This is a genomic window from Streptomyces sp. NPDC008313 (assembly GCF_042956125.1).
In the GTDB taxonomy this organism is placed as follows: domain Bacteria; phylum Actinomycetota; class Actinomycetes; order Streptomycetales; family Streptomycetaceae; genus Streptomyces.
This window is the reverse complement of record NZ_JBIBFR010000002.1, coordinates 323,959-348,622: the sequence shown is the minus strand read 5'-3', so window position 1 is coordinate 348,622 and position 24,664 is coordinate 323,959. Positions and strand designations below refer to the sequence as shown.

Here is a 24,664-nt window from a genome sequence, read left to right as displayed (position 1 = left end):
CGCCCCGGCAGCGTGACCACTCACCCCGCCGCGCGTTGGTCAAGACGGAGTTGACCACAGCGGGGCGCAGTCGCGGCCCCGATCCTATTCATCGCCGGTTCGAGAGGCTTGTTCATGGCCGACCACGCAACCCACGACGCCCAGGCTCGGGCCAGCCTGCACCTGCTGGTGCGGGACATCGAGCGGGTCCGCCGGCAGGTGGACGCACTGCGCACGCTCACCGCCCAGCTGGGCAACGTCTACCGCCCCCGCCGTTCCGGTTCCTCCGCGGGCTTCGTCGTCTACGGACGCGCGCCCGCGCCGACCGTCCGGCTCGCGCAGGAGCTCAGGGACAGCGTCGAGACGCTGGTCACCGCCGCTGTGGACTTCGACCGGTCGCTGGGTTTCTCGTGGGACGCGGTGGGTTCGGCCCTCGGCGTCACCAAGCAGGCGGTGCACCGCCGCTACGGCGCGCGCCGCGCCGCCGCCCAGGCCGCGGCGGAGGCCGAGCGGGCCACCGAGTCGTCGGGCGGCCGTACGGTCGCCGTGGACACCGCGGTGTCCACGCTTCCCACGCTTCCCACGGTCCCCGCGGCCCGCTCCATGCCGCCGCAGCCGACCGCGAGTGCGAGTACGAGTGGTTCCGCGCTGCGCGACGAGGCCCGGCCCACCGCGTTCCCGGGCCCGCGCAACGGCTGACCGCCGCTCCCCGCCACCTCGTTCCCCGAGCGGGAGGCGCACGCACCAGCCCGTCCGGGGGCCGCCGCCCGATGAGCCGTCGGCCGGTGCGCCCGCGGCCCCGCTCAGCCGATGTCCGGCGGGTCGATCCGGATCCGCACCGGCTCCTGCCCGCCCCGCGCCATCCGCGCCGCCTGTGCGGTCTTCAGCGCCACCGCCAGCGCGGCGCCCCGCCCCGGCGGCACCCGCACGAGCGCCCGCTCCCAGAACTCGCCGGGCGGCGGCGCACCGACCCGGCGCGGCCGCCCCGGGTCGGTGACGGGCAGCGGCACCGGACCCAGCACCTCGGCGTCACCGGGCAGCCGGGCCGCCGCGAGGAAGTCGGCGAGGGCCTCGGGCGGGCCGGAGACCGCCGCCATCCGGGACACGGGCGGGAAGCCGATCTCGGCGCGCTCGGCGAGCTCGCGGACCGCGTGCCCCGCGGGATCCCAGCGCACCAGCGCCTGCACGGGCCGCAGCGTCGGCTCGGCGACGACCACCACGGTGCCCCCGGCCCCCTGCGGGCGCACCAGCGCCGCGGCGCCGATCCAGCGCCGCAGCGCCTCCTCACCGGCCCGCAGGTCCGGCCGTCCGAGCATGGCCCAGCCGTCCAGGAGCAGTGCGGCCGCGTACCCGCCTTCGGCGACGGGCTCGGCTCCGGGGGTGCTCACGACGAGCGCGGGCGTGCCCGGCACCGTGTCCAGCACCTGCTCGCGCCCCGACGTGCGCACCGGCACCGCCGGGAACGCCCGCCCCAGCTCCTCGGCCGTGCGGCGGGCGCCGACGATCTGCGCGCGCAGCCGGAATCCGCCGCACTCGGGGCAGTGCCAGGCCGTCTCCTCGCACCCGCACCAGCCGCAGCGCAGGGCTCCGGCGTCCTCGGCCGCCAGGGGCCCCGCGCAGCGCGCGCAGCGCGCGGGCGCGCGGCACTGGGCGCAGGCCATCCGGGGCACGTAGCCGCGCCGCGGGACCTGCACCAGTACGGGGCCGTCCCGCAGGCCCTCCTTCACGATCTGCCAGGCCAGGCTCGGCAGCCGGGCGGCCCGCGCCGCCTCGTCCCGGGCGAGGTCCTGGTCCCCCACGGTGCGCACGAGCGGCGCCGCGGACCGCACCCGCTCCCGGTCCGCGGACAGCGGCAGCGCCCAGCCGCTCTCGACCAGCTGCGCGGCCTCCACCGTGCAGCTCCAGCCGCCCAGCAGGAAACCGCACTTGTCACGGGCGGCCCGCAGCTCCAGCACCTCGCGGACATGCGGGTGGGGCGCGTTGTCGTCGCTGTGGCCGTCGTCGCCGTCGTCCCAGACGGCCACCAGCCCCAGGTCGCGCACCGGCGCGAACATGGCGGCACGGGTGCCGACGACGGCCCGTACGGCGCCGCGCCGGACGGCGAGCCACTCCCGGTAGCGCTTCTCGGGGCCCGCGTCGGCGGTCAGCAGGGCGTGCCGGTCCCGGCCGAGGAGCGCGGTGAGTGCCGCGTCCACCCGCGCGGCGGGCCGCCCTGCCGGTACGACGACGAGCGCGCCCCGGCCTGAGGCCAGGGTCGCCTGCACGGCCCGGGCGATCTCGTCGGCCCACTCCGGGCCGGGCAGCGCGGTCCACACGGCTCGCGGGGAGCCACCGGTGGCGAGCGCGTCCAGGAACCCGGGGCCCCGCCCGTACCTCCGCCAGGTGCCCGGTTCGGGGGCGGGCGGGGCGGGGGGCGGCTCGGCGGCGGCCCGTGCCTCGGCGCGGGCGTGCCGGGGCGGTACGGCAAGCTGCAGCACGTCCGCGAGGCTGCCCGCGTACCGGTCGGCGACGGCGCGGGCGAGGCCCAGCAGCCCGGCGTCGAGCACCGGCTCGGGCGAGACGACCTGGGCGAGCGCGGCCAGCGGCCCGGCGTAGTCGGACTCGGCGACCCGCTCGACGAGGAAGCCGTCGATGAGCCCGCCGCCCTCCCGCCGCCCCTCGCGGACCCGCCGGCCTCCGGCGCCGAACCGTACCCGGACCCGGACCCCGGGTTTCGCGGCCTCGTCCAGCTCCTCGGGCACCGCGTAGTCGAAGTACCGGTCGAGGTGGAGGACGCCCTTGTCGACGAGGACGCGCGCGACGGGCAGCTCCTTCGCCAGCGGCGCCCCCCGCCAGGTCCGGGGCTTGGCCTTGGGCACCCCGGCCTTGCGCACGGCGTCCCGGACGAGCGCGAGCTGCTCCGGCGCCGTCCGCTCCGCGCCGCCGTCCCCCTGCCCGTTCTCGCTGCTCACGCCTGCATTCCTACCAGACGCCACCGACAACGAGCGGCGGCGGCGGAGGGCGGCGACGCGCGGGCGACGCGGCGAGGCCCGGCGCCCCCGAAGGGGCACCGGGCCTCGATGACGCGCGGGGACCTACAGGCCCACGGCCTCGCGGAGCGCGTCGACGCGGTCGGTGCGCTCCCACGTGAACTCGGGCAGCGCGCGGCCGAAGTGGCCGTACGCGGCGGTCAGCGAGTAGATCGGGCGGAGCAGGTCCAGGTCGCGGATGATCGCGGCCGGGCGGAGGTCGAAGACCTCGCCGATGGCAGCCTCGATCTTCTCGGCGTCGACCTTGGCGGTGCCGAAGGTCTCCACGAACAGACCGACCGGCTCGGCCTTGCCGATCGCGTACGCGACCTGCACCTCGCAGCGGGAGGCGAGCCCCGCCGCGACCACGTTCTTGGCGACCCAGCGCATCGCGTACGCCGCCGAGCGGTCCACCTTGGACGGGTCCTTGCCGGAGAAGGCGCCGCCGCCGTGCCGGGCCATCCCGCCGTAGGTGTCGATGATGATCTTCCGGCCGGTCAGGCCGGCGTCACCCATCGGGCCGCCGATCTCGAACCGCCCGGTCGGGTTGACCAGCAGCCGGTAGCCCTCGGTGTCCAGCTTGATGCCGTCCTCGAGCAGCGCCTTCAGCTCCGGCTCCACCACGAACTCACGGATGTCCGGCGCCAGCAGCGAGTCCAGGTCGATGTCGGACGCGTGCTGCGAGGACACCACGACCGTGTCCAGGCGGACCGCCTTGTCGCCGTCGTACTCGATGGTGACCTGCGTCTTGCCGTCCGGGCGCAGGTACGGGATCGTCCCGTTCTTGCGGACCTCGGACAGCCGGCGGGAGAGCCGGTGCGCCAGATGGATCGGCAGCGGCATCAGCTCGGGGGTCTCGTCCGTCGCGTACCCGAACATCAGGCCCTGGTCGCCGGCGCCCTGCCGGTCCAGCTCGTCGCCCTCGTCCCGCTGGGAGGCACCCTCGACCCGGCTCTCGTAGGCCGTGTCGACACCCTGGGCGATGTCCGGGGACTGCGAGCCGATGGACACCGACACGCCGCAGGAGGCGCCGTCGAAGCCCTTCTTCGAGGAGTCGTAGCCGATCTCGAGGATCTTGTCGCGCACGAGCTGCGCGATCGGCGCGTACGCCTTGGTCGTGACCTCTCCGGCCACATGCACCAGGCCGGTCGTGATCAGCGTCTCCACGGCGACCCGGGACGTCGGGTCCTCACGCAGAAGCGCATCGAGGATGGTGTCGCTGATCTGGTCAGCGATCTTGTCGGGGTGACCCTCGGTCACGGACTCCGAGGTGAACAGGCGACGGGACACAACGCTCCCTGGGGTTGCAGCGGCTGCTGGCTGATCATTGTCGGACGGTGCGGGGAGCTGCGCCCGGCGCCGTCCGCGGACAGTTTATCGGTCGTGCCCGGCCACGGGGTCACCCGTCTCGCCTCTCGGAAACGCTGTGACCTGCGGCACGGGCATTCTGTGCCATGTCCGTCGCTCTCCGCCAGGGGGCGCCCCGGTCGAAAGCGCGTGAAGTGGATCCCCCTGGAGGCGGAGGACCCGTCACTCGAACAGGCGTGTCACCAGGTCCCAGACGGTGTCGGCCAGGGCCTCCTTGGGCCCGTGCGGCACCGGTGTCTCGCTGCCGTCGGCGCCGAGCACCACGGCCTCGTTCTCCTCGGAGCCGAAGGTTCTGCTCTCCCCCACCTCGTTCACCACGAGGAGGTCGCAGCCCTTGCGCGCCAGCTTCTTGCGGCCGTTGGCCAGCACGTCGTCCGTCTCGGCGGCGAAGCCGACGACGACCTGACCGGGGCGGGGCCGGTCAGCGGAGAGCTCCGCGAGGACGTCGGGGTTGCGGACCAGGGCGATCGGCTCCGGTTCCCTGCCGTCCTGCTTCTTGATCTTCCCGGTCGCGTACACCGCCGGGCGGAAGTCGGCCACGGCCGCGGCCATCACGACGGCGTCGGCGTCCCCGGCCGCCTTCAGGACGGCCTCCCGCAGGTGCACGGCCGTGCCCACCGGCACGACGTCCACGCCGGCCGGGTCCGGCAGGCCGGTGTTCGCGGCGATCAGGGTGACCCGGGCGCCCCGCGCGGCGGCGGTGCGGGCGAGGGCGTACCCCTGCTTGCCGGAGGAGCGGTTGCCGAGGAAGCGCACGGGGTCGAGGGGCTCGCGGGTGCCGCCCGCGCTGACGACGACGTGCCGTCCGGCGAGGTCGGTCCCGGCGGCGCCGCGGGCGAGGACGCGGCGGCAGACCTCGAAGATCTCCCCGGGGTCGGGCAGCCGGCCCTTGCCGGTGTCGACGCCGGTCAGCCGGCCGACCGCGGGCTCGACGACGACGGCTCCCCGGCGGCGCAGCGTCGCCACGTTCTCCTGGGTGGCCGGGTGCTCCCACATCTCGGTGTGCATGGCCGGGGCGAAGACGACCGGACAGCGCGCGGTGAGCAGCGTGTTGGTCAGCAGGTCGTCGGCCAGTCCGTGGGCGGCCCTGGCGAGCATGTCGGCGGTGGCCGGGGCCACGACGACGAGGTCGGCGTCCTGCCCGATGCGGACGTGCGGCACCTCGTGCACGTCGGACCAGACCTCGGTCGAGACGGGGTGCCCGGAGAGCGCGGACCAGGTGGCGGCGCCGACGAAGTGCAGCGCGGACGCGGTGGGCACCACCCGTACGTCGTGGCCCGATTCCGTCAGCCTGCGCAGCAGCTCGCACGCCTTGTACGCGGCGATCCCGCCGCTGACCCCCAGCACGACCTTCGGCTTGTCCACCAGGTCTCCCCAGACTCGTAGAGGCTTCACTCGCAGAGGCTCCGAAACCCGTGGAGGCTTCGAACCGTACGGTTGCATGACACACCACAGGCCCGGCAGTCGGTTGCCGGGCCTGTGGAAAACTCCGCCGCGATCAGCGGATACGACTTACTGCGCGGGGCCCTCGACGGCCTCGGAGGTCAGCAGACCCGCGTTGATCTCACGCAGCGCGATCGAGAGCGGCTTCTCGTGGACGTGCGTGTCCACGAGGGGACCGACGTACTCGAGGAGGCCCTCGCCGAGCTGCGAGTAGTACGCGTTGATCTGGCGGGCGCGCTTGGCCGCGTAGATGACGAGGCTGTACTTCGAGTCAGTGGCCTCGAGAAGCTCGTCGATCGGCGGGTTGATGATGCCCTCGGGCGCGGTAATGGAAGAGGACACGCTCTACCTTCCGAAAGATGGGATGAGATCGAAAACGATCACACTACGTCCACCAAGGCTAGCAGCTCACGGGCCACGTCCTCGACGGAGGTGTTGACCAGGGTGGTGTCGAACTCGGGTTCGGCGGCCAGCTCGACCTTCGCCGCCGCCAGGCGGCGCTCGATCACCTCGGGCGGCTCGGTGCCCCGCCCGGTGAGCCTGCGCACGAGCTCCTCCCAGGAGGGCGGGGCGAGGAAGACCAGCAGGGCGTCCCGCATGGACTCCCGGACCTGCCGGGCGCCCTGGAGGTCGATCTCCAGGAGGACGGGCTCGCCCGCCTCCAGCCGCTGCACGACGGCGGCCCGCGGCGTCCCGTAGCGGTTGCCCGCGAACTCCGCCCACTCCAGCAGCTCGCCGTTGGCGATCAGCTTGTCCATCTCGTCGTCGGAGACGAAGAAGTAGTGGACGCCGTGCTTCTCCCCGGGGCGCGGCCTGCGGGTCGTCGCCGACACCGACAGCCAGAGCTCGGGGTGTTCCTTGCGCATATGCGCGACGACCGTGCTCTTGCCGACCCCCGAGGGGCCGGAGAGCACGGTCAGCCGCGGACGTGCGTCCGGGGGTACGGGGGTCGTCCCCCGGGGTGTTGCAGCCATACGGCGATTATTCCAGCAATCGGCCGGTGCCCAGGACTCAGGCGCCGGAACCGCCGAACTCGCGCTCCAGGGAGGCGATCTGGTTCGAACCGAGGCCACGCACACGGCGGCTCTCGGAGATCCCCAGTCGCTCCATGATCTGCTTGGCGCGGACCTTGCCCACGCCCGGCAGCGACTCGAGAAGGGCGGAGACCTTCATCTTGCCGATGACGTCGTTCTCCTGGCCCTGCTTGATGACCTCGTGGAGGGAGGCGCCGGAGTGCTTGAGTCGATTCTTGACCTCGGCCCGCTCCCGGCGAGCCGCGGCGGCCTTTTCGAGCGCGGCTGCGCGCTGTTCAGGGGTAAGGGGCGGAAGAGCCACGCCTACGTCACCTCGGATGTCGATCTTGTCGGATACGGACCGGTGAGGAACCTAGTCGCCCCACACCTGGGGAGCCACGGGCGACACACTCGCCCGTTCTCCCCCACTGCGTCGAGGGCCCGAAGGTGCCCTCACTCGTCGGAGACTAGCGGCCAAGTCCGCCGGAGTCAGCGAGAACAGCGGAAAAGTCCTGGTCAGCCTCTGGCCAGCCGGACATTTAGGACGTAATGCCCCGGATTTGAGGGTGTATCCAGGCGCGGGGCCCGCGCACGGCCCTCGCCGGCGGCTTCCGCGCGGGCTCAGGCACCCTCCACGGCCGCCCTGATCTCCTCGGCGAAGCGGCCGGCGGACGCGCGCAGGGCCGCGACGTCGGGCCCGTGACGCAGGACACCCCTGCTGACGTTCGGCACCACGTCGCGCAGCACCGGGCCGAAGACCGCCGGAAGATCCGCCGGGGTCGCCCCCTGCGCGCCGATGCCGGGGGCGAGCAGCGGTCCGCCGATCGCGAGGTCGTACGAGGACAGGTCGCCCAGCGTGGCGCCGACGACGGCGCCGAAGGAACCCAGCGGCGTCTGCCCCGCGTTCTCCTCGGCGAGGTGCGCGAGCACCGTCGCCGCGACGGAGCGCCCGCCCGCGTCCGGACCGGTCACCGCGTGCTGCACCTCGGCGCCCTCGGGGTTGGAGGTGAGCGCCAGCACGAAGAGTCCGGCGCCGCTCTGCCTGGCGAGGTCCACGGCGGGCCGCAGCGAGCCGTAGCCCAGGTACGGGGAGACGGTGAGGGCGTCGGAGAAGAGCGGGGCGTCCTTGTGCAGGAAGGTCTCGGCGTAGGCGGCCATGGTGGAGCCGATGTCGCCGCGCTTGGCGTCCATGACGACCAGCGCGCCGGCCGCCCGCGCCTCCTCGACGGACTTCTCCAGGACGGCGATGCCGCGTGAGCCGAATCGCTCGAAGAACGCGCTCTGCGGCTTCAGCACCGCGACGCGGTCGGCGAGTGCCTCCACGACGGTGCGGCTGAAGCGTTCGAGGCCCGCGACGTCGTCGCCGAGACCCCAGTCCTCGAGCAGCGAGGCGTGCGGGTCGATGCCCACGCACAGCGGGCCGCGCTCGTCCATGGCACGGCGCAGCCGGGCGCCGAAGGGTTCGAGTACCGTCGTGCTGGTCATCGGGGCTTCCTCACGTCGGAGCCGACCGCGTCGGCGAGGGTGGCGTAGGGGCTCTGCCGCAGGCGGGCGGCGAGGCCCTTGTGGACGTCGCGAGCGTAGAACGGCCCCTCGTAGATGAAGGCGCTGTAGCCCTGGACCAGGGTGGCGCCGGCCAGGATGCGCTGCCAGGCGTCCTCGGCGTTCTCCACGCCGCCGACGCCCACCAGGGTGATCCGGTCGCCCACGCGCGCGTACAGGCGGCGCAGGACCTCCAGGGAGCGCGCCTTGAGCGGGGCGCCCGAGAGGCCGCCCGTCTCCGCGACCAGCTCCGGCGAGGACGTCAGTCCGAGGCCCTCGCGCGCGATGGTGGTGTTCGTGGCGATGATGCCGTCCAGGCCCAGTTCCACGGCCAGGTCGGCGACCGAGTCGACGTCCTCGTCGGCGAGGTCGGGCGCGATCTTGACCAGCAGCGGCACCCGCCGGCCGGTGACCACGCGGTCGGCGGCCTCGCGGACGGCGCTCAGGAGCGGGCGCAGCGCCTCGGTGGCCTGGAGATTGCGCAGGCCGGGCGTGTTGGGCGAGGAGACGTTGACGACCAGGTAGTCGGCGTGCGGGGCCAGCCGCTCGGCGGACTTCACGTAGTCGGCGACGGCCTCCCCCTCCGGGACGACCTTGGTCTTGCCGATGTTGACCCCGACGACGGTCCGGAAGACCGGTGTGCGGGCCGCCAGCCGGGCGGCGACGGCGGCGGAGCCCTCGTTGTTGAAGCCCATGCGGTTGATCAGCGCCCGGTCCGCCACGAGGCGGAACAGCCGCTTCCTGGGGTTGCCGGGCTGCGGCTCCCCCGTCACCGTGCCGATCTCGACGTGGTCGAAGCCGAGCATGGCCATCCCGTCGATGGCGACGGCGTTCTTGTCGAAGCCGGCGGCGAGCCCGAAGGGGCCGTGCATCCGCAGCCCGAGGGCCTCGGTGCGCAGCTCCTCGTACCGGGGCGCGAGCGCGGCGGCGGCGAAGGTGCGCAGCACGGGGACGCGGGCGGCGAGGCGGATCCAGCGGAAGGCCAGGTGGTGGGCCCGTTCCGGGTCCATGCGGGAGAAGACGAGTGTGAAGAGGGTCTTGTACATGTGTCCTCGTGAAGCCTCGTGCGGAGCCCGTCGGGGCTCGTGGAGGGGAGCTCATGAAGAGGGGGACACCGTTTCCGGTGTCCCCCTGGGGGCTAGTGGTCGCGGGCCGCGATCAGATGCTCCGCGTGTTCCTGGAGCGAGCGCACGCCCACGTCCCCGTGGTTGAGCGCGTCGATGCCCTGGACGGCGGCGGCGAGCGCCTGGACCGTCGTGAGGCAGGGAACGGAGCGGGCGACCGCCGCCGTACGGATCTCGTAGCCGTCGAGGCGGCCGCCGGTGCCGTAGGGCGTGTTGACGATCAGGTCGACCTCGCCGTCGTGGATGAGCTGCACGATCGTCTTCTCGCCGTTCGGGCCCTCGCCCTCGGACTGCTTGCGCACGACGGTCGCGTTGATGCCGTTGCGCTTGAGGACCTCGGCGGTGCCGGAGGTGGCGAGCAGCTCGAAGCCGTGGGCGACGAGTTCGCGCGCGGGGAAGATCATCGAGCGCTTGTCGCGGTTGGCGACGGAGATGAACGCGCGGCCCTTGGTGGGCAGCGGCCCGTACGCGCCGGCCTGCGACTTGGCGTACGCCGTGCCGAAGACGGAGTCGATGCCCATGACCTCGCCGGTGGAGCGCATCTCCGGGCCGAGGACCGTGTCCACGCCGCGTCCGTGGATGTCGCGGAAGCGCGACCACGGCATCACGGCCTCCTTGACGGAGATCGGCGCGTCGAGCGGCAGGGTGCCGCCGTCGCCGTTCGCCGGGAGGAGGCCCTCCGCGCGCAGTTCGGCGACGGTCGCGCCGAGCGAGATCCGGGCGGCGGCCTTCGCGAGCGGCACGGCGGTCGCCTTCGAGGTGAAGGGGACGGTCCGGGAGGCGCGCGGGTTGGCCTCCAGGACGTACAGGATGTCGCCCGCCATGGCGAACTGGATGTTGATCAGCCCGCGGACGCCGACGCCCTTGGCGATGGCCTCCGTGGAGGCGCGCAGCCGCTTGATGTCGAACCCGCCGAGCGTGATCGGCGGCAGGGCGCACGCCGAGTCGCCGGAGTGGATGCCGGCCTCCTCGATGTGCTCCATGACGCCGCCGAGGTAGAGCTCCTCGCCGTCGTACAGGGCGTCGACGTCGATCTCGATGGCGTCGTCGAGGAAGCGGTCGACGAGGACGGGCCGGGAGGGCGAGATCTCGGTCGACTCGGCGATGTACGCCTCCAGCCGCGTCTCGTCGTACACGATCTCCATGCCGCGGCCACCGAGGACGTACGACGGCCGGACGAGGACCGGGTAGCCGATCTCGTCGGCGATGGCCTTGGCGCCGGCGAAGGTGGTCGCGGTGCCGTGCTTCGGGGCGGGGAGGCCCGCCTCGGCGAGGACGCGCCCGAAGGCGCCGCGGTCCTCGGCGGCGTGGATCGCCTCCGGCGGCGTGCCGACGACCGGCACGCCGTTGTCCTTGAGGGCCTGCGCGAGCCCCAGCGGGGTCTGGCCGCCGAGCTGCACGACCACGCCCGCGACCGGTCCGGCCAGCGTCTCGGCGTGGACGATCTCCAGCACGTCCTCCAGCGTCAGCGGCTCGAAGTACAGGCGGTCGGAGGTGTCGTAGTCGGTGGAGACGGTCTCGGGGTTGCAGTTGACCATCACGGTCTCGTAGCCCGCGTCGCTGAGCGCGAAGGAGGCGTGGACGCAGGAGTAGTCGAACTCGATGCCCTGGCCGATGCGGTTCGGGCCGGAGCCGAGGATGATCACCGCGGGCTTCTCGCGGGGGGCGACCTCGGTCTCCTCGTCGTAGGACGAGTAGAAGTACGGCGTCCGCGCGGCGAACTCGGCGGCGCAGGTGTCGACCGTCTTGTAGACGGGGCGCACGCCCAGCGCGTGCCGGACTTCGCGCACGACGTCCTCGCGCAGTCCGCGGATCTCGGCGATCTGCGTGTCGGAGAAGCCGTGCCGCTTGGCCTCGGCGAGCAGCTGGGGCTCCAGCTTGTCGACGGCGGCCAGCTCGTCCGCGATCTCCTTGATCAGGAACAGCTGGTCCACGAACCACGGGTCGATCTTCGTCGCCGCGAAGATCTCCTCGGGGCTCGCGCCCGCGCGGATCGCCTGCATGACGGTGTTGATGCGCCCGTCGGTCGGCCGCACGGCCTCTTCGAGGAGCTGCTTCCTGTCGCCGGGCTCCCCGGTGAAGGTGAACTGCGAGCCCTTGCGCTCCAGCGAGCGCAGCGCCTTCTGCAGCGCCTCCGTGAAGTTCCGGCCGATCGCCATGGCCTCGCCGACCGACTTCATGGTGGTGGTCAGCGTGGAGTCGGCGCTCGGGAACTTCTCGAAGGCGAAGCGCGGGGCCTTCACGACCACGTAGTCCAGCGTGGGCTCGAAGGACGCCGGGGTCTGCTCGGTGATGTCGTTCGGGATCTCGTCGAGCGTGTAGCCGACGGCGAGCTTCGCGGCGATCTTGGCGATCGGGAAGCCGGTCGCCTTGGAGGCGAGCGCCGAGGAGCGGGAGACGCGCGGGTTCATCTCGATGACGATGACCCGGCCGTCCTCGGGGTTCACCGCGAACTGGATGTTGCAGCCGCCGGTGTCGACGCCGACCTCGCGGATGATGGCGATGCCCATGTCGCGCAGGATCTGGTACTCGCGGTCTGTGAGCGTCATCGCCGGGGCGACGGTGATCGAGTCACCGGTGTGCACGCCCATCGGGTCGAAGTTCTCGATGGAGCAGACGACGACGACGTTGTCGTTCTTGTCGCGCATCAGCTCCAGCTCGTACTCCTTCCAGCCGAGGATGGACTCCTCCAGGAGCACTTCGGTGGTCGGCGAGAGGGTGAGGCCCTGGCCGGCGATGCGGCGCAGTTCCTCCTCGTCGTGCGCGAATCCGGAGCCGGCGCCGCCCATGGTGAAGGAGGGCCGGACGACGACGGGGTAGCCGCCGAGCGTGTCCACGCCCTTGAGGATGTCGTCCATGGAGTGGCAGATGACCGAGCGAGCGGACTCGCCGTGGCCGATCTTCCCGCGGACGGCCTCGACGACGCCCTTGAAGAGGTCGCGGTCCTCGCCCTTGTTGATCGCCTCGACGTTGGCGCCGATGAGTTCGACGCCGTACTTGTCGAGTGTTCCGGCGTCGTGCAGCGAGATGGCCGTGTTGAGCGCCGTCTGGCCGCCGAGGGTGGGCAGCAGGGCGTCCGGCCGCTCCTTGGCGATGATCTTCTCGACGAACTCCGGGGTGATCGGCTCGATGTAGGTGGCGTCGGCGATCTCCGGGTCGGTCATGATCGTCGCCGGGTTGGAGTTGACCAGGATGACCCTGAGTCCCTCGGCGCGCAGGACGCGGCACGCCTGGGTGCCGGAGTAGTCGAACTCGGCGGCCTGGCCGATGACGATCGGGCCGGAGCCGATGACCAGGACGGACTGGATATCGGTGCGCTTAGGCACGCTGGCCCTCCATCGATGCGGTGCTCATCAAAGACGTGAAGCGGTCGAACAGGTAGGCGGCGTCGTGCGGGCCCGCCGCCGCTTCGGGGTGGTACTGGACGCTGAAGGCCGGCCGGTCGAGGAGCCGGAGTCCCTCGACCACGTTGTCGTTGAGGCAGACGTGGGAGACCTCGGCGCGGCCGTAGGGGGTGTCCGAGACCTTGTCGAGCGGGGCGTCCACGGCGAAGCCGTGGTTGTGCGCGGTGACCTCGACCTTGCCGGTCGTACGGTCCTGCACCGGCTGGTTGATGCCGCGGTGGCCGTACTTCAGCTTGAAGGTGCCGAAGCCGAGGGCCCGGCCCAGGATCTGGTTGCCGAAGCAGATGCCGAACAGCGGGGTGCCGCGCTCCAGGACGCCGCGCATGACCGAGACCGGGTGGTCGGCGGTGGAGGGGTCGCCGGGGCCGTTGGAGAAGAAGACACCGTCGGGGCCGACGGCGTAGACGTCCTCGACGGTGGCCGTGGCGGGCAGGACGTGCACCTCGATGCCGCGCTCGGCCATGCGGTGCGGGGTCATGCCCTTGATGCCGAGGTCGATCGCGGCGACGGTGAACTTCTTCTCACCGATCGCCGGGACGACGTACGCCTCGGTGGTGGCGACCTCGGCGGCGAGGTCCGCGCCCGCCATCTCGGGGGCCTGACGGACCTCGGCGAGCATGGTGCCCTCGTCGGGCAGGGCGTTGCCGGAGAAGATGCCGACGCGCATGGCGCCGCGCTCGCGCAGATGGCGGGTGAGGGCGCGGGTGTCGATGCCGCTGATGCCGACGACGCCCTGAGCGCGCAGTTCGTCGTCGAGCGAGCGCTGTGAGCGCCAGTTGGAGGGCACGCGCGCGGGGTCGCGGACCACGTAGCCGGAGACCCAGATCTTCCGGGACTCCATGTCCTCGTCGTTGACGCCCGTGTTCCCGACGTGCGGGGCGGTCATCACGACGACCTGGCGGTGGTAGGACGGGTCGGTGAGGGTCTCCTGGTATCCGGTCATGCCGGTGGAGAACACGGCTTCGCCGAAGGTGGCCCCCACGGCCCCGTAGGCGCGGCCGCGGAAGATCCGGCCGTCCTCCAGGACGAGTACGGCGGGAGCCTTCACGGCTCCCTTGGTGGAGGTCGTCATCGTGCGCCTTCCGTTTCCGTCTTGTTGATCATGTCGTTCAGGGTCTCGGCCCACTCGTTGTGCTCGGCCGCGTGGTCGGAGCGGAAACCCGAGTCGATCAGCTTGCCGCCGTGTTCCCACGTGACGACGAGCAGTCCGCCCTCGGTGAGGACCTTGCCCGCGATGCCCTTGTCGAGCCGGGCCTCGCGCAGCGCGCCGGCCGGGACGAAGAAGTCGGCGGCGCCGGGGCGCACCACGTCCAGCCCCGCGTCCGTCAGCGTGAGCTCGGCCCTGCTGCGGGTGCCCAGGCCGTGCGCCACGATGCGGTCGAGCCACTGCCCGGCGGTGGTGGAGCCGTGGTAGCGGCCGCTCATGGTCAGTTTCGCCGGGCCGGGCTCGTCCGGCGCGCTGGGCAGCTCGGGGAGGTCGCCCTGGAGGGTGACCCGCCACTTCCAGCCCTCGCGCATCAGCCAGTAGACGAGCGCGACGAAGAGCGCGAGGCCGACCAGCCAGCCGACGCGGGCGGCCCAGTCGGTCACCTCCGCCGACTTCTGTTCCGCTGCCGTGTACGGCAGGCGGGCCGGATGCGCCAGGTGCGCCAGGTGCGCCAGATGCAGTGATGTCACGCGAGTTTCCCGTCGACGAGCGTGGGCCGGCCCCGCAGCCAGGTGTGGGTGACACGGCCCGGCAGCTCGCGGCCCTCGTAGGGGGTGTTGCGGCTGCGCGAGGCGAAGCCCGCGGGGTCCACGGCTCCACGGTATGCCGGATCGACCAGCGTGAGGTTGGCGGGCTCACCTGCCGAGACGGGCCGTCCATGCCCCTGCGCCCGGCCGATCCGCGCCGGCGCGAACGCCATGCGGTCGGCGACGCCGGCCCAGTCGAGCAGGCCGGTGTCGACCATCGTCTGCTGGACGACGGACAGGGCGGTCTCCAGGCCGACCATGCCCATGGCGGCCGCGGCCCACTCGCAGTCCTTGTCCTCGTGCGGGTGCGGGGCGTGGTCGGTGGCGACGATGTCGATGGTGCCGTCCGCGAGCGCCTCGCGCAGCGCCGTCACGTCGCGCTCGGTGCGCAGCGGCGGGTTGACCTTGTACACCGGGTTGTACGTGCGGACCAGCTCGTCGGTGAGCAGGAGGTGGTGCGGGGTGACCTCGGCGGTGACGTCGATGCCGCGGGACTTGGCCCAGCGGACGATCTCGACGGAGCCCGCGGTGGACAGGTGGCAGATGTGGACGCGGGAGCCGACGTGCTCGGCGAGGAGGACGTCGCGGGCGATGACCGACTCCTCGGCGACGGCGGGCCAGCCGCCGAGGCCGAGCTCGGCGGAGACGACGCCCTCGTTCATCTGGGCGCCCTCGGTGAGGCGGGGCTCCTGGGCGTGCTGGGCGACGACGCCGCCGAAGGCCTTCACGTACTCCAGCGCCCGGCGCATGATCACCGCGTCGTCGACGCACTTGCCGTCGTCCGAGAAGACGGTGACTCCGGCCGCGGAGTCGTGCATGGCGCCGAGCTCGGCGAGCTTCTTGCCCTCCAGGCCGACGGTGACGGCGCCGATGGGCTGCACGTCGCAGTAGCCGTACTCCCGGCCGAGCCGCCAGACCTGCTCGACGACGCCGGCAGTGTCGGCGACGGGGAAGGTGTTGGCCATGGCGAAGACGGCCGTGTAACCGCCGCTCGCGGCGGCGCGGGTGCCGGTCAGCACCGTCTCGGAGTCCTCGCGGCCGGGCTCGCGCAGGTGGGTGTGCAGGTCGACCAGGCCGGGGAGGAGGACCTTGCCGCCGGCCTCGACCACCTCGGCGCCCTCGACGTCCTCGGCGGTCAGGCCGGTACCGACCCGCGCGATCGTCGCGCCGTCGATCAGGACGTCCTGCGGCTCGCCGCCCAGCACCCGCGCACCGCGGATCAGGATCTTGCTCATGGTGTTACTTCTCCTCGGCGGGGGTGGTCGGGCGGGTGTGGGTGACGGCGGGCTCGTTGCCGCCCAGCAGCAGGTAGAGCACGGCCATCCGGATGGATACGCCGTTGGCGACCTGCTCGACGACGGTGCAGCGGTCGGAGTCGGCGACCTCGGCGGTGATCTCCATGCCGCGGACCATGGGGCCGGGGTGCATCACGATGGCGTGCTCGGGCATCTTCGCCATGCGGTCGCCGTCGAGGCCGTAGCGCCGCGCGTACTCGCGCTCGGTCGGGAAGAACGCCGCGTTCATCCGCTCGCGCTGGACGCGGAGCATCATCACCGCGTCGGACTTGGAGAGCGTGCTGTCGAGGTCGTAGGAGACCTCGCAGGGCCAGGTCCCGACGCCGACGGGGACCAGGGTGGGCGGCGCGACCAGGGTGACCTCGGCGCCGAGCGTGTGCAGCAGGTCGACGTTGGAGCGGGCGACGCGGCTGTGCAGGATGTCGCCGACGAGGGTGACGCGCTTGCCGGCGAGGTCCTGGCCGAGCCCGGCGTCCCGGCCGACGAGGCGGCGGCGCATGGTGAAGGCGTCGAGCAGCGCCTGGGTGGGGTGCTGGTGGGTGCCGTCGCCCGCGTTGATGACGGCGGCGTCGATCCAGCCGGAGGTGGCGAGCCGGTAGGGGGCCCCGGAGGCGCCGTGCCGGATGACGACGGCGTCGACGCCCATCGCCTCCAGCGTCTGGGCGGTGTCCTTCAGGGACTCGCCCTTGGAGACGCTCGACCCCTTGGCGGTGAAGTTGATGACGTCCGCCGACAGGCGCTTCTCGGCGGCCTCGAAGGAGATCCGGGTGCGGGTCGAGTCCTCGAAGAAGAGGTTGACGACGGTGCGGCCGCGCAGAGTCGGCAGTTTCTTGATCGGCCGGTCGGCGACCCGGGCCATCTCCTCGGCGGTGTCGAGGATCAGGACGGCGTCGTCGCGGGTGAGGTCGGCGGCCGAGATGAGATGACGCTGCATCTGTCAGGCTCCGTAAGGCAGTTCAGTTCGGGAGAACGCGGGCATGCGGGCGCGCGGTGGCACGCGTACGGCACGGGGGCCGTACGCGGGTGCTACTGCTCGCCGGCCGGGGAGGTCCGCTTCGCACCGAGCAGCACGGTGTCGCGACCGTCCTCCTCGGCGAGCTGGACCTTGACCGTCTCCCGCAACGACGTGGGGAGGTTCTTGCCGACGTAGTCGGCGCGGATCGGGAGTTCGCGGTGGCCGCGGTCGACGAGGACGGCGAGCTGCACGGCACGCGGACGGCCGATGTCGTTCAGCGCGTCGAGGGCGGCGCGGATGGTGCGGCCGGAGAAGAGCACGTCGTCGACGAGGACGACGAGCCTGCCGTCGATGCCGTCACCGGGGATCTCCGTGCGGGCCAGCGCGCGCGGCGGGTGCATGCGCAGGTCGTCGCGGTACATGGTGATGTCGAGCGAGCCGACCGGGATCGTGCGGCCGGTGATCTCCTGGAGCTTGCCGGCCAGTCTGCGGGCCAGGAAGACGCCTCGGGTCGGAATGCCGAGGAGCACCACGTCGTCGGCGCCCTTGGCGCGCTCGACGATCTCGTGGGCGATGCGGGTGAGGACCCGCGCGATGTCGGGGCCCTCGAGGACGGGCCGGGCACCGGACTCGTACTGCTGAGTGTCCATGGGAAACGGACCTCCTTCTCCGTCTCACGGGACGGACCTTAAAGGACGTCGGAATTGCGCCATCCACGCTACCAGGCCGGGCAACGCGCCTGACCACCACCCCGGGAACCACGACCGGTGACTCTCCCGGGAGGGCCGGTGGAAATCCGTTCGGCTTGACGGGGGAGAGTAACGCTGCGTAACCTCACAGTGAGTCACCAGCAACGCGGCGGAGCCGCACGTTGATACAGCGTCCGGGGAGCTATATGTCCAGCGAATACGCCAAGCAGCTCGGGGCCAAGCTCCGCGCCATCCGCACCCAGCAGGGCCTTTCCCTCCACGGCGTCGAGGAGAAGTCACAGGGACGCTGGAAGGCGGTCGTGGTCGGTTCGTACGAGCGCGGCGACCGCGCCGTCACCGTGCAGCGTCTTGCCGAGCTGGCGGATTTCTACGGGGTCCCCGTGCAGGAGCTGCTGCCGGGCACCACGCCGGGCGGGGCCGCCGAGCCGCCGCCGAAGCTGGTCCTCGACCTTGAGCGGCTGGCCCACGTGCCGGCCGAGAAGGCGGGCCCCCTGCAGAGGTACGCGGCGACGATCCAGTCGCAGCGCGGCGACTACAACGGCAAGGTGCTGTCGATCCGCCAGGACGACCTGCGCACGCTCGCCGTCATCTACGACCAGTCCCCCTCGGTCCTCACCGAGCAGCTGATCAGCTGGGGCGTGCTCGACGCGGACGCGCGCCGCGCGGTCACCCACGACGAGGGCTGAGCCAAAGGGCCCCGCCCAGCGCAGAAACGTACCGCCGGAGGCGGCCGGGAGCACGGTTCCCGGCCGCCTCCGGCGTTTCCGCGTCGCGGGGACCGCCGGGGGCCGCGAGGCGCACGCCGGAGGGCCCGCAGCAGGTGCGCTGCGGGCCCTCCGGCGTTGCGGTGGTGCGTCGGTGGTCGTGTGCTGCGCCGGGCCTAGGCCTCGTCGCGGCGCAGGGACGGCTTGAGCTCCTTCAGCCGGCCGAGCAGACCGTTGACGAACGAGGGCGACTCGTCCGTGGAGAACTCCTTGGCCAGCTGCACCGCCTCGTCGAGCACCACGGCGTCCGGGGTCTGCTCGACCCAGATCAGCTCGTAGGCCCCGAGGCGCAGGATGTTGCGGTCGACGACCGGCATCCTGTCCAGGGTCCACCCGACGGCGTACTGCGCGATGAGCTCGTCGATCCGGGCCGCCTTCCCGGCGTACCCCTCGACCAGCTCCATCGTGTACTCGCTCACCGGCGGCTGCCGGGTGTCGGACCGGGAATGCCGGATCCAGTCCGCGAGGACCGTCAGGACGTCCACGCCGCGCTGGTCACCCTCGAAGAGGATCTGGAAGGCGCGCTTGCGGGCCGTGTTGCGGGCAGCCACGGTTAGCTGTTCACCCGGCCGAGGTAGTCGCTGGTGCGGGTGTCGACCTTGATCTTCTCACCGGTGGTGATGAAGAGCGGCACCTGGATCTGGTGGCCGGTCTCCAGCGTGGCGGGCTTGGTGCCGCCCGTGGAGCGGTCGCCCTGTACGCCCGGCTCGGTCTCCTGGATGGTCAGCTCGACGGCCGCGGGCAGCTCGACGAAGAGCACCTCGCCCTCGTGCTGCGCGACGGTGGCGGTGAAGCCCTCGATCAGGAAGTTGGCGGCGTCACCGACGGACTTGCGGTCGACCATCAGCTGGTCGTACGTGTCCATGTCCATGAAGACGAAGTACTCGCCGTCCATGTACGAGAACTGCATGTCGCGCTTGTCGATCGTGGCCGTCTCGACCTTGACGCCGGCGTTGAAGGTCTTGTCGACGACCTTGCCGGAGAGCACGTTCTTGAGCTTGGTGCGCACGAAGGCCGGGCCCTTGCCGGGCTTGACGTGCTGGAACTCGACGACGGACCAGAGCTGGCCTCCGTCGAGCTTGAGCACCAGGCCGTTCTTGAGGTCGTTCGTGGAAGCCACGGTTGCGGAATCTCCTGGACTGACGATGGACGACCCCGGCGCAGGCGCACAGCTGGAAGGCTAGAGCGCGAGCAGCTCCTTGGTCGTGATGGTGAGTAGCTCGGGTCCGCCGTCCGCCTCGGGGCGCACGACGAGCGTGTCATCGATCCGGACACCGCCCCGGCCCGGGAGGTGGACCCCCGGTTCGACGGTGACCGGCACACAAGCGTCCAGTTTACCCATGGCGGCGGGAGCCAACTGCGGGTCCTCGTCGATTTCGAGCCCGACGCCGTGTCCGATCATCGTCGGCAGGCCCTCCGTGTGCCCCGCGGAGTCCAGCACCTGGCGTGCCGCGCGGTCCACGTCACGGCAGGCCGCGCCGGGTACGAGGGCTTCCCGGCCGGCCCGCTGCGCGGCGAAGACCAGGTCGTACAACTCGATCTGCCAGTCGGCGGGCGAGGTGCCGATCACGAAGGTGCGGCCGATCTCGCAGCGGTAGCCCCGGTAGGCCGCGCCGAGGCAGACGGTGAGGAAGTCGCCCTCCTCCACCCGCCGGTCGGTGGCCCGGTGGCCGCGCCGCCCGGAGTTCGGGCCGGTGCCGACCGAGGTCGCGAAGGCCGGACCCTCGGCACCGTGGTCGACGAGGCGGCGTTCCAGTTCGAGGGCGAGATGGCGCTCGGTCCGCCCGACCAGGATCGACTCCAGCAGCTCACCCAGCGCCTGGTCGGCGATCTCGGCGCCGATCCGCAGACAGGAGATCTCCTCCTCGTCCTTGGTGACCCGCAACTGCTCGACCGCGCCGCCCAGGTCGGCCAGGCGCAGCCCGGGCACCACGGAACCGATGGCGCGGTGCCGGGTCACGGTCAGATGGTGCTCCTCGACCGCAAGGGACTCGGCGCCCGCCTGAACCGCCAGGTCCGCCGCCGCGACGGCCGCGTCACCGCCCGGCCCGGACAGGGTCCGCACCCGCAGCGCCTCGTCCGGGCGGCCCTCGTCCTGTTCGGCGCCCACGGGGCGCCCGCACAGCAGCAGGTCCTCGTCACCGGCGAGCAGGAGCACGGCGTTCCTGGGCGCCGCTCCCGCGAGATACCGCACGTTGGCGGGGCGGGTGACCAGTGCCGCCGCACTCCCGCCCGCCGTACACCGTTCCCGAAGCCGCTCCCGGCGGGCCGCGTACACCTCTGACATGAGCCGAGCGTACGAGCGGTGGCCGGAAACCGCCGGTTCAGCGGGTCCGACCGGGCGGCAGGGGCCGCCGGCACCCGCCGGGGCGGTGCCGCGGGCCGCCCGCGGCGCGCGCCCGCGTTACGGCCACCGCCACCGCTACCAGGGCGGGGGGCTCGCGATCGAGCGGGCCAGGACCTCGTCCAGGACGCGGGCGGTGGCGGCCACGTCGAGCTGGGAGTTGTCGATGATGGGCAGCCCGGAGCCGTACCAACCGGCCATCCGGCCGTGGATGCGGGCGACCTCCTCGTCGGTGAGCCTGCGGTTGCCCGAGCGCTCCGCGTTGCGCTCCAGGACGACCTCGAGGCCGGGCAGCAGCACGACCGGCAGCAGCCCAGGGCCGACATGCCGCTTCCAGCCGCCGAGGCCCACGACCGGGCGGTCCGGGAAGACGGCGTCGTCGAGGATGCAGGAGATCCCGTTGGCCAGGAAGTTGCGCGCGGAGAAGCCGCAGGTGCGGCGGGCCAGGCGGTACTGCGCCTCCGAGTGGTCGTTCCACCCGGACTGCGGGTCGGCGAAGCCGGAGCGCACCCACTCGCGTACGTCGTCGAGGCTGATGTGGGCCGTGGGCACGCGGCGGTGCTCCGCCCAGTACCTGGCGACGCTGGTCTTGCCGGCGCCCGCGGGGCCGATGAGCAGCACCGCGAGCGTCGTGGACGCCGGGTCGGGCGCGCCCGCCGAGGGCGGCGGGCTCGGCACGGCGACCGGGCCGCCGGGCGGCAGCCGCACATGGCCCGTGCCGTCAGGCGGCGGCACGGGGACGGACGAGCCGCCCTGGTGCGGCGCCTGCGGAAGATGCGGGGGCTGGTGCGGCTGGGGCACGTGCGGCTGCGGCAGATGGGTCCCGGGTGGCACCCCGGCGCCGCTGAAGCCGGGGGCCCGCGGTGCGGCGGGGGCGGGGCCCGGCCCGGCCGGCGGGTGCGGCGGCCCGGGGTGGTGCGACCCCGCCGCGGGATGGGGCGTGCCGGGTGACCAGCCGGCGGCCTGGCTCTGCCCCGGCTGATGGGGCGGCAGCGGAGCCCCCACTGCGTGCTGCATCCGGTGCCACTCCGTCTCGTACAGGCGACTGACGCTGGCGGCCGGGGTCGGGCCCCGCCGCGTTACCGAACGGTACCGTTCCCGGCCGTCGTTGTGTGAACGGCCGGGGACGGCGCGAAGTGCCCGGGGGACGAGCGGAGTCGGGCGGGCGGACCCGGCGGGGCTACTCGCCCACCTCGCCGTAGGCGGCGAGCAGGACGGCCGGGTCGGGACCCTCCAGGACCGTGGGCCTGGCCAGACCGTCGAGGACGATGAAGCGCAGCAGGTCGCCGCGGGACTTCTTGTCGACCTTCATGTTCTCCAGCAGCTTGGGCCACTGGTCGTAGCGGTAGTGCAGCGGGAGGCCCACGGACTCCAGGACGGTGCGGTGGCGGTCCGCGGTCGCGTCGTCCAGCCGCCCTGCCAGGCGCCCGAGTTCGGCGGCGAAGTGCATGCCCACCGAGACGGCGGCGCCGTGCCGCCACTTGTAGCGCTCGTTCTTCTCGATGGCGTGCGCGAGCGTGTGCCCGTAGTTCAGGATCTCGCGCAGCCCGGACTCCTTGAGGTCGCCGGAGACGACCTCCGCCTTGACCCTGATGGACCGTTCGAGCAGTTCGGCGGTGTGCGGGCCGGCGGGTGTGCGGGCCGCCTCGGGGTCCGCCTCGATGAGTTCGAGGATCACCGGGTCGGCGATGAAACCGGCCTTGATGATCTCCGCGAGTCCCGACACGTAGTCGTTGACCGGCAGCGACTCCAGCGCGGCCAGGTCGCACAGGACCCCGGCGGGCGGGTGGAAGGCCCCGACGAGGTTCTTGCCCTCGGCGGTGTTGATGCCGGTCTTGCCGCCGACCGCCGCGTCGACCATGCCGAGCACCGTGGTGGGGATCGCGATCCAGCGCACGCCGCGCAGCCAGGTCGCCGCCACGAACCCGGCGAGGTCCGTGGTCGCGCCGCCGCCGACGCCCACGACGACGTCGGTGCGGGTGAAGCCGGACTGGCCGAGCGCCTTCCAGCAGTAGGCCGCGACCTCGGCGGTCTTGGCCTCCTCGGCGTTGGGCACCTGGATGGCCACGGCCTCGTAGCCCTGGCCGGCCAGGTCGGCGCGCAGCGCCTCGCCGGTCTCGGCGAGCGCCTCCGGGTGGATGACCGCGACCCGCTTGACCCGGTCGCCGATCAGCCCGCCGAGCTCGCCCAGCAACTGATGGCCGATCAGCACCTCGTACGGATCGGTGCCCGCCGTGCCGCCCACGTGGATACGGGTCACCGCCTGCGCGTAATGCTCCGTCATGCCTTCTTCAACTCCAGTGCGTCGAGGACCGCCTGGGCGACCTCTTCGGGGGTGCGGCCGTCGGTGGCCACGACCGCGCGGGCGACTTCGGTGTACAGGTGGCGGCGTGCCTCCATCAGCTCGCGCCACTGGCGGCGCGGGTTGACCGCGAGCAGGGGCCGCGCCGCGTTGAGGCCGGTGCGCTGGACCGCCTCCTCGACGTCCATCGAGAGGTACACGACCTGGTGGCCGGTGAGCAGCGCGCGCGTCGCCGGGTCGAGGACGGCGCCGCCGCCCAGCGCGAGGACACCCTCGTGCTCGTCCAGCGCCGTACGGACCGCCTCCTTCTCCAGGGCGCGGAAGACCGGCTCGCCCTCGTCGACGAAGATGTCGGCGACGGCGCGGCCCCGGGCGGCCACGATGTCGTCGTCCGTGTCCCGGTAGCCGCAGCCCAGCCGCTCGGCGAGCAGCGCGCCCACCGTCGACTTGCCGACGCCCATCGGGCCGACCAGGACGACCAGCGGCGCGCTCATCGCACGACCAGGTTCTCGAGGTACGACCGGATGTTGCGGCGGGTCTCCGGGACGCTGTCGCCGCCGAACTTCTCCGCCACCGCGTCCGCGACGACCAGCGCCACCATGGCCTCGGCGACGATGCCCGCGGCCGGGACCGCGCACACGTCGGAGCGCTGGTGGTGCGCCTTCGCGGCCTCGCCGGTGGCCACGTCGATGGTGGCCAGGGCCCGCGGCACGGTCGCGATCGGCTTCATCGCGGCCCGCACCCGCAGCAGTTCGCCGGTGGTCAGGCCGCCCTCGGTGCCGCCGGAGCGGCCCGAGGTGCGCCGGACGCCGTCCTCGGTGGTGACGATCTCGTCGTGTGCCTGGGAGCCGGGCACCCGGGCGAGGCCGAAGCCGTCGCCGACCTCGACGCCCTTGATCGCCTGGATGCCCATGAGCGCGGCCGCGAGCCGGGCGTCGAGGCGCCGGTCCCAGTGCACGTGCGAGCCCAGGCCCACCGGCACCCCGTAGGCCAGGACCTCGACCACGCCGCCGAGGGTGTCGCCGTCCTTGTGGGCCTGGTCGATCTCGGCGACCATCGCCTCGGAGGCGTCCGCGTCGAGGCAGCGCACCGGGTCGGCGTCCAGCCTCTCGACGTCGGAGGGCTTGGGCAGGACGCCGTAGGGCGCCTTCGCCGCGGCCAGCTCGACGACGTGGCTGACGATCTCGATGCCGGCCGTCTCCTTCAGGTAGGACCGGGCCACCGCGCCCAGGGCCACCCGGGCCGCCGTCTCACGGGCGGAGGCGCGCTCCAGGATCGGCCGGGCCTCCTCGAAGCCGTACTTCTGCATTCCGGCGAGGTCGGCGTGGCCGGGCCGGGGCCGGGTCAGCGGGGCGTTACGGGCCAGGTCGGCGAGGATCTCCGGGGCGACCGGGTCCGCCGCCATGACCTGCTCCCACTTGGGCCACTCGGTGTTGCCGACCATGACGGCGACCGGGGAGCCGAGGGTGAGGCCGTGGCGGACACCGCCGAGGAAGGTGACCTCGTCGCGCTCGAACTTCATGCGGGCACCGCGTCCATAGCCCAGCCGCCGCCTGGCCAGATGGTCCGCCACCATGTCCGTGGTGATCGGCACGCCGGCGGGAAGGCCCTCCAGCGTCGCGACAAGTGCGGGTCCGTGGGACTCCCCCGCGGTCAGCCAGCGCAACCTGCTCAACGGT

The 24,664-nt window shown here is 72.6% G+C and carries 23 protein-coding genes; 2 read left to right on the top strand and 21 right to left on the bottom strand.

Annotated features, from left to right (window positions below):
• Window positions 1-114: 114 nt before the first annotated feature.
• Entirely contained in the window at window positions 115-678 is a 564-nt protein-coding gene (locus ACFY93_RS04390) for a hypothetical protein (protein ID WP_391353460.1), read from the top strand.
• Window positions 679-782: 104 nt separating this feature from the next.
• Here the strand turns inward: ACFY93_RS04390 and ACFY93_RS04385 are convergent, their stop codons facing one another.
• The 14 genes from ACFY93_RS04385 to pyrR form a co-directional block, all read right to left on the bottom strand.
• Window positions 783-2,930, bottom strand: a complete 2,148-nt coding sequence (locus ACFY93_RS04385) for a primosomal protein N' (protein WP_391353458.1) — start codon at window positions 2,928-2,930, stop codon at window positions 783-785.
• Between the two features lie 123 nt (window positions 2,931-3,053).
• A complete protein-coding gene (gene metK / locus ACFY93_RS04380; RefSeq protein WP_391353457.1) occupies window positions 3,054-4,277 on the bottom strand; it encodes a methionine adenosyltransferase in 1,224 nt (407 codons plus the stop codon).
• 240 nt (window positions 4,278-4,517) lie between these two features.
• On the bottom strand, window positions 4,518-5,720 hold the full coding sequence (coaBC, locus tag ACFY93_RS04375; RefSeq protein ID WP_391353601.1) for a bifunctional phosphopantothenoylcysteine decarboxylase/phosphopantothenate--cysteine ligase CoaBC: 1,203 nt from the start codon (window positions 5,718-5,720) through the stop codon (window positions 4,518-4,520).
• A 147-nt stretch (window positions 5,721-5,867) separates the two neighbouring features.
• Window positions 5,868-6,140 (bottom strand): DNA-directed RNA polymerase subunit omega, encoded by a 273-nt coding sequence (gene rpoZ, locus ACFY93_RS04370; RefSeq protein WP_003982715.1) that lies wholly within the window; start codon window positions 6,138-6,140, stop codon window positions 5,868-5,870.
• A gap of 38 nt (window positions 6,141-6,178) precedes the next feature.
• On the bottom strand, window positions 6,179-6,772 hold the full coding sequence (gene gmk, locus ACFY93_RS04365; RefSeq protein ID WP_391353455.1) for a guanylate kinase: 594 nt from the start codon (window positions 6,770-6,772) through the stop codon (window positions 6,179-6,181).
• Between the two features lie 37 nt (window positions 6,773-6,809).
• Window positions 6,810-7,133 carry an integration host factor gene (locus ACFY93_RS04360; RefSeq protein WP_016638838.1) on the bottom strand — a complete coding sequence of 108 codons (324 nt, stop codon included), beginning with the start codon at window positions 7,131-7,133 and terminating at the stop codon, window positions 6,810-6,812.
• Window positions 7,134-7,432: 299 nt separating this feature from the next.
• The gene (gene pyrF / locus ACFY93_RS04355) at window positions 7,433-8,296 is read right to left on the bottom strand and encodes an orotidine-5'-phosphate decarboxylase (RefSeq protein ID WP_391353453.1); all 864 of its coding nucleotides are present in this window, start codon (window positions 8,294-8,296) and stop codon (window positions 7,433-7,435) included.
• Window positions 8,293-9,399 carry a quinone-dependent dihydroorotate dehydrogenase gene (locus ACFY93_RS04350; RefSeq protein ID WP_391353450.1) on the bottom strand — a complete coding sequence of 369 codons (1,107 nt, stop codon included), beginning with the start codon at window positions 9,397-9,399 and terminating at the stop codon, window positions 8,293-8,295. The genes pyrF and ACFY93_RS04350 overlap by 4 nt, the downstream gene beginning before the upstream one ends.
• A 92-nt stretch (window positions 9,400-9,491) precedes the next feature.
• Entirely contained in the window at window positions 9,492-12,803 is a 3,312-nt protein-coding gene (gene carB, locus ACFY93_RS04345; protein ID WP_391353448.1) for a carbamoyl-phosphate synthase large subunit, read from the bottom strand.
• Window positions 12,796-13,953 carry a glutamine-hydrolyzing carbamoyl-phosphate synthase small subunit gene (gene carA, locus ACFY93_RS04340; RefSeq protein ID WP_391353445.1) on the bottom strand — a complete coding sequence of 386 codons (1,158 nt, stop codon included), beginning with the start codon at window positions 13,951-13,953 and terminating at the stop codon, window positions 12,796-12,798. Before carA ends, carB begins: the two co-directional genes overlap by 8 nt.
• Window positions 13,950-14,507, bottom strand: coding sequence for a hypothetical protein (locus ACFY93_RS04335; protein WP_391353599.1), 558 nt, complete (start codon window positions 14,505-14,507; stop codon window positions 13,950-13,952). Before ACFY93_RS04335 ends, carA begins: the two co-directional genes overlap by 4 nt.
• Before the next feature lie 47 nt (window positions 14,508-14,554).
• Window positions 14,555-15,850 carry a dihydroorotase gene (locus ACFY93_RS04330; protein WP_391353443.1) on the bottom strand — a complete coding sequence of 432 codons (1,296 nt, stop codon included), beginning with the start codon at window positions 15,848-15,850 and terminating at the stop codon, window positions 14,555-14,557.
• 4 nt (window positions 15,851-15,854) lie between these two features.
• Entirely contained in the window at window positions 15,855-16,844 is a 990-nt protein-coding gene (locus ACFY93_RS04325; protein WP_391353441.1) for an aspartate carbamoyltransferase catalytic subunit, read from the bottom strand.
• A 92-nt stretch (window positions 16,845-16,936) separates the two neighbouring features.
• The gene (gene pyrR, locus ACFY93_RS04320) at window positions 16,937-17,515 is read right to left on the bottom strand and encodes a bifunctional pyr operon transcriptional regulator/uracil phosphoribosyltransferase PyrR (RefSeq protein ID WP_391353440.1); all 579 of its coding nucleotides are present in this window, start codon (window positions 17,513-17,515) and stop codon (window positions 16,937-16,939) included.
• Between the two features lie 245 nt (window positions 17,516-17,760).
• On the opposite strand from pyrR, the gene bldD reads away from it, so the two are divergent.
• Complete coding sequence (gene bldD / locus ACFY93_RS04315) at window positions 17,761-18,261, top strand: transcriptional regulator BldD (protein WP_391353437.1); 501 nt, start codon at window positions 17,761-17,763, stop codon at window positions 18,259-18,261.
• 194 nt (window positions 18,262-18,455) lie between these two features.
• On the opposite strand, the gene nusB is transcribed toward bldD, so the two are convergent.
• From nusB to aroC, 7 genes are all read right to left on the bottom strand, one after another.
• Window positions 18,456-18,890, bottom strand: a complete 435-nt coding sequence (gene nusB, locus ACFY93_RS04310) for a transcription antitermination factor NusB (protein WP_391353435.1) — start codon at window positions 18,888-18,890, stop codon at window positions 18,456-18,458.
• A gap of 2 nt (window positions 18,891-18,892) precedes the next feature.
• Window positions 18,893-19,459 (bottom strand): elongation factor P, encoded by a 567-nt coding sequence (efp, locus tag ACFY93_RS04305; protein ID WP_391353433.1) that lies wholly within the window; start codon window positions 19,457-19,459, stop codon window positions 18,893-18,895.
• A 60-nt stretch (window positions 19,460-19,519) separates the two neighbouring features.
• Window positions 19,520-20,626 carry a M24 family metallopeptidase gene (locus ACFY93_RS04300; protein WP_391353431.1) on the bottom strand — a complete coding sequence of 369 codons (1,107 nt, stop codon included), beginning with the start codon at window positions 20,624-20,626 and terminating at the stop codon, window positions 19,520-19,522.
• Window positions 20,627-20,761: 135 nt separating this feature from the next.
• Window positions 20,762-21,700, bottom strand: a complete 939-nt coding sequence (locus tag ACFY93_RS04295; protein WP_391353429.1) for a Pro-rich N-terminal domain-containing protein — start codon at window positions 21,698-21,700, stop codon at window positions 20,762-20,764.
• Between the two features lie 163 nt (window positions 21,701-21,863).
• Window positions 21,864-22,967, bottom strand: coding sequence for a 3-dehydroquinate synthase (gene aroB, locus ACFY93_RS04290; RefSeq protein WP_391353428.1), 1,104 nt, complete (start codon window positions 22,965-22,967; stop codon window positions 21,864-21,866).
• A complete protein-coding gene (locus ACFY93_RS04285; RefSeq protein ID WP_391353426.1) occupies window positions 22,964-23,479 on the bottom strand; it encodes a shikimate kinase in 516 nt (171 codons plus the stop codon). The genes aroB and ACFY93_RS04285 overlap by 4 nt, the downstream gene beginning before the upstream one ends.
• Window positions 23,476-24,660 carry a chorismate synthase gene (gene aroC / locus ACFY93_RS04280; protein WP_391353424.1) on the bottom strand — a complete coding sequence of 395 codons (1,185 nt, stop codon included), beginning with the start codon at window positions 24,658-24,660 and terminating at the stop codon, window positions 23,476-23,478. Before aroC ends, ACFY93_RS04285 begins: the two co-directional genes overlap by 4 nt.
• Window positions 24,661-24,664: the final 4 nt, after the last annotated feature.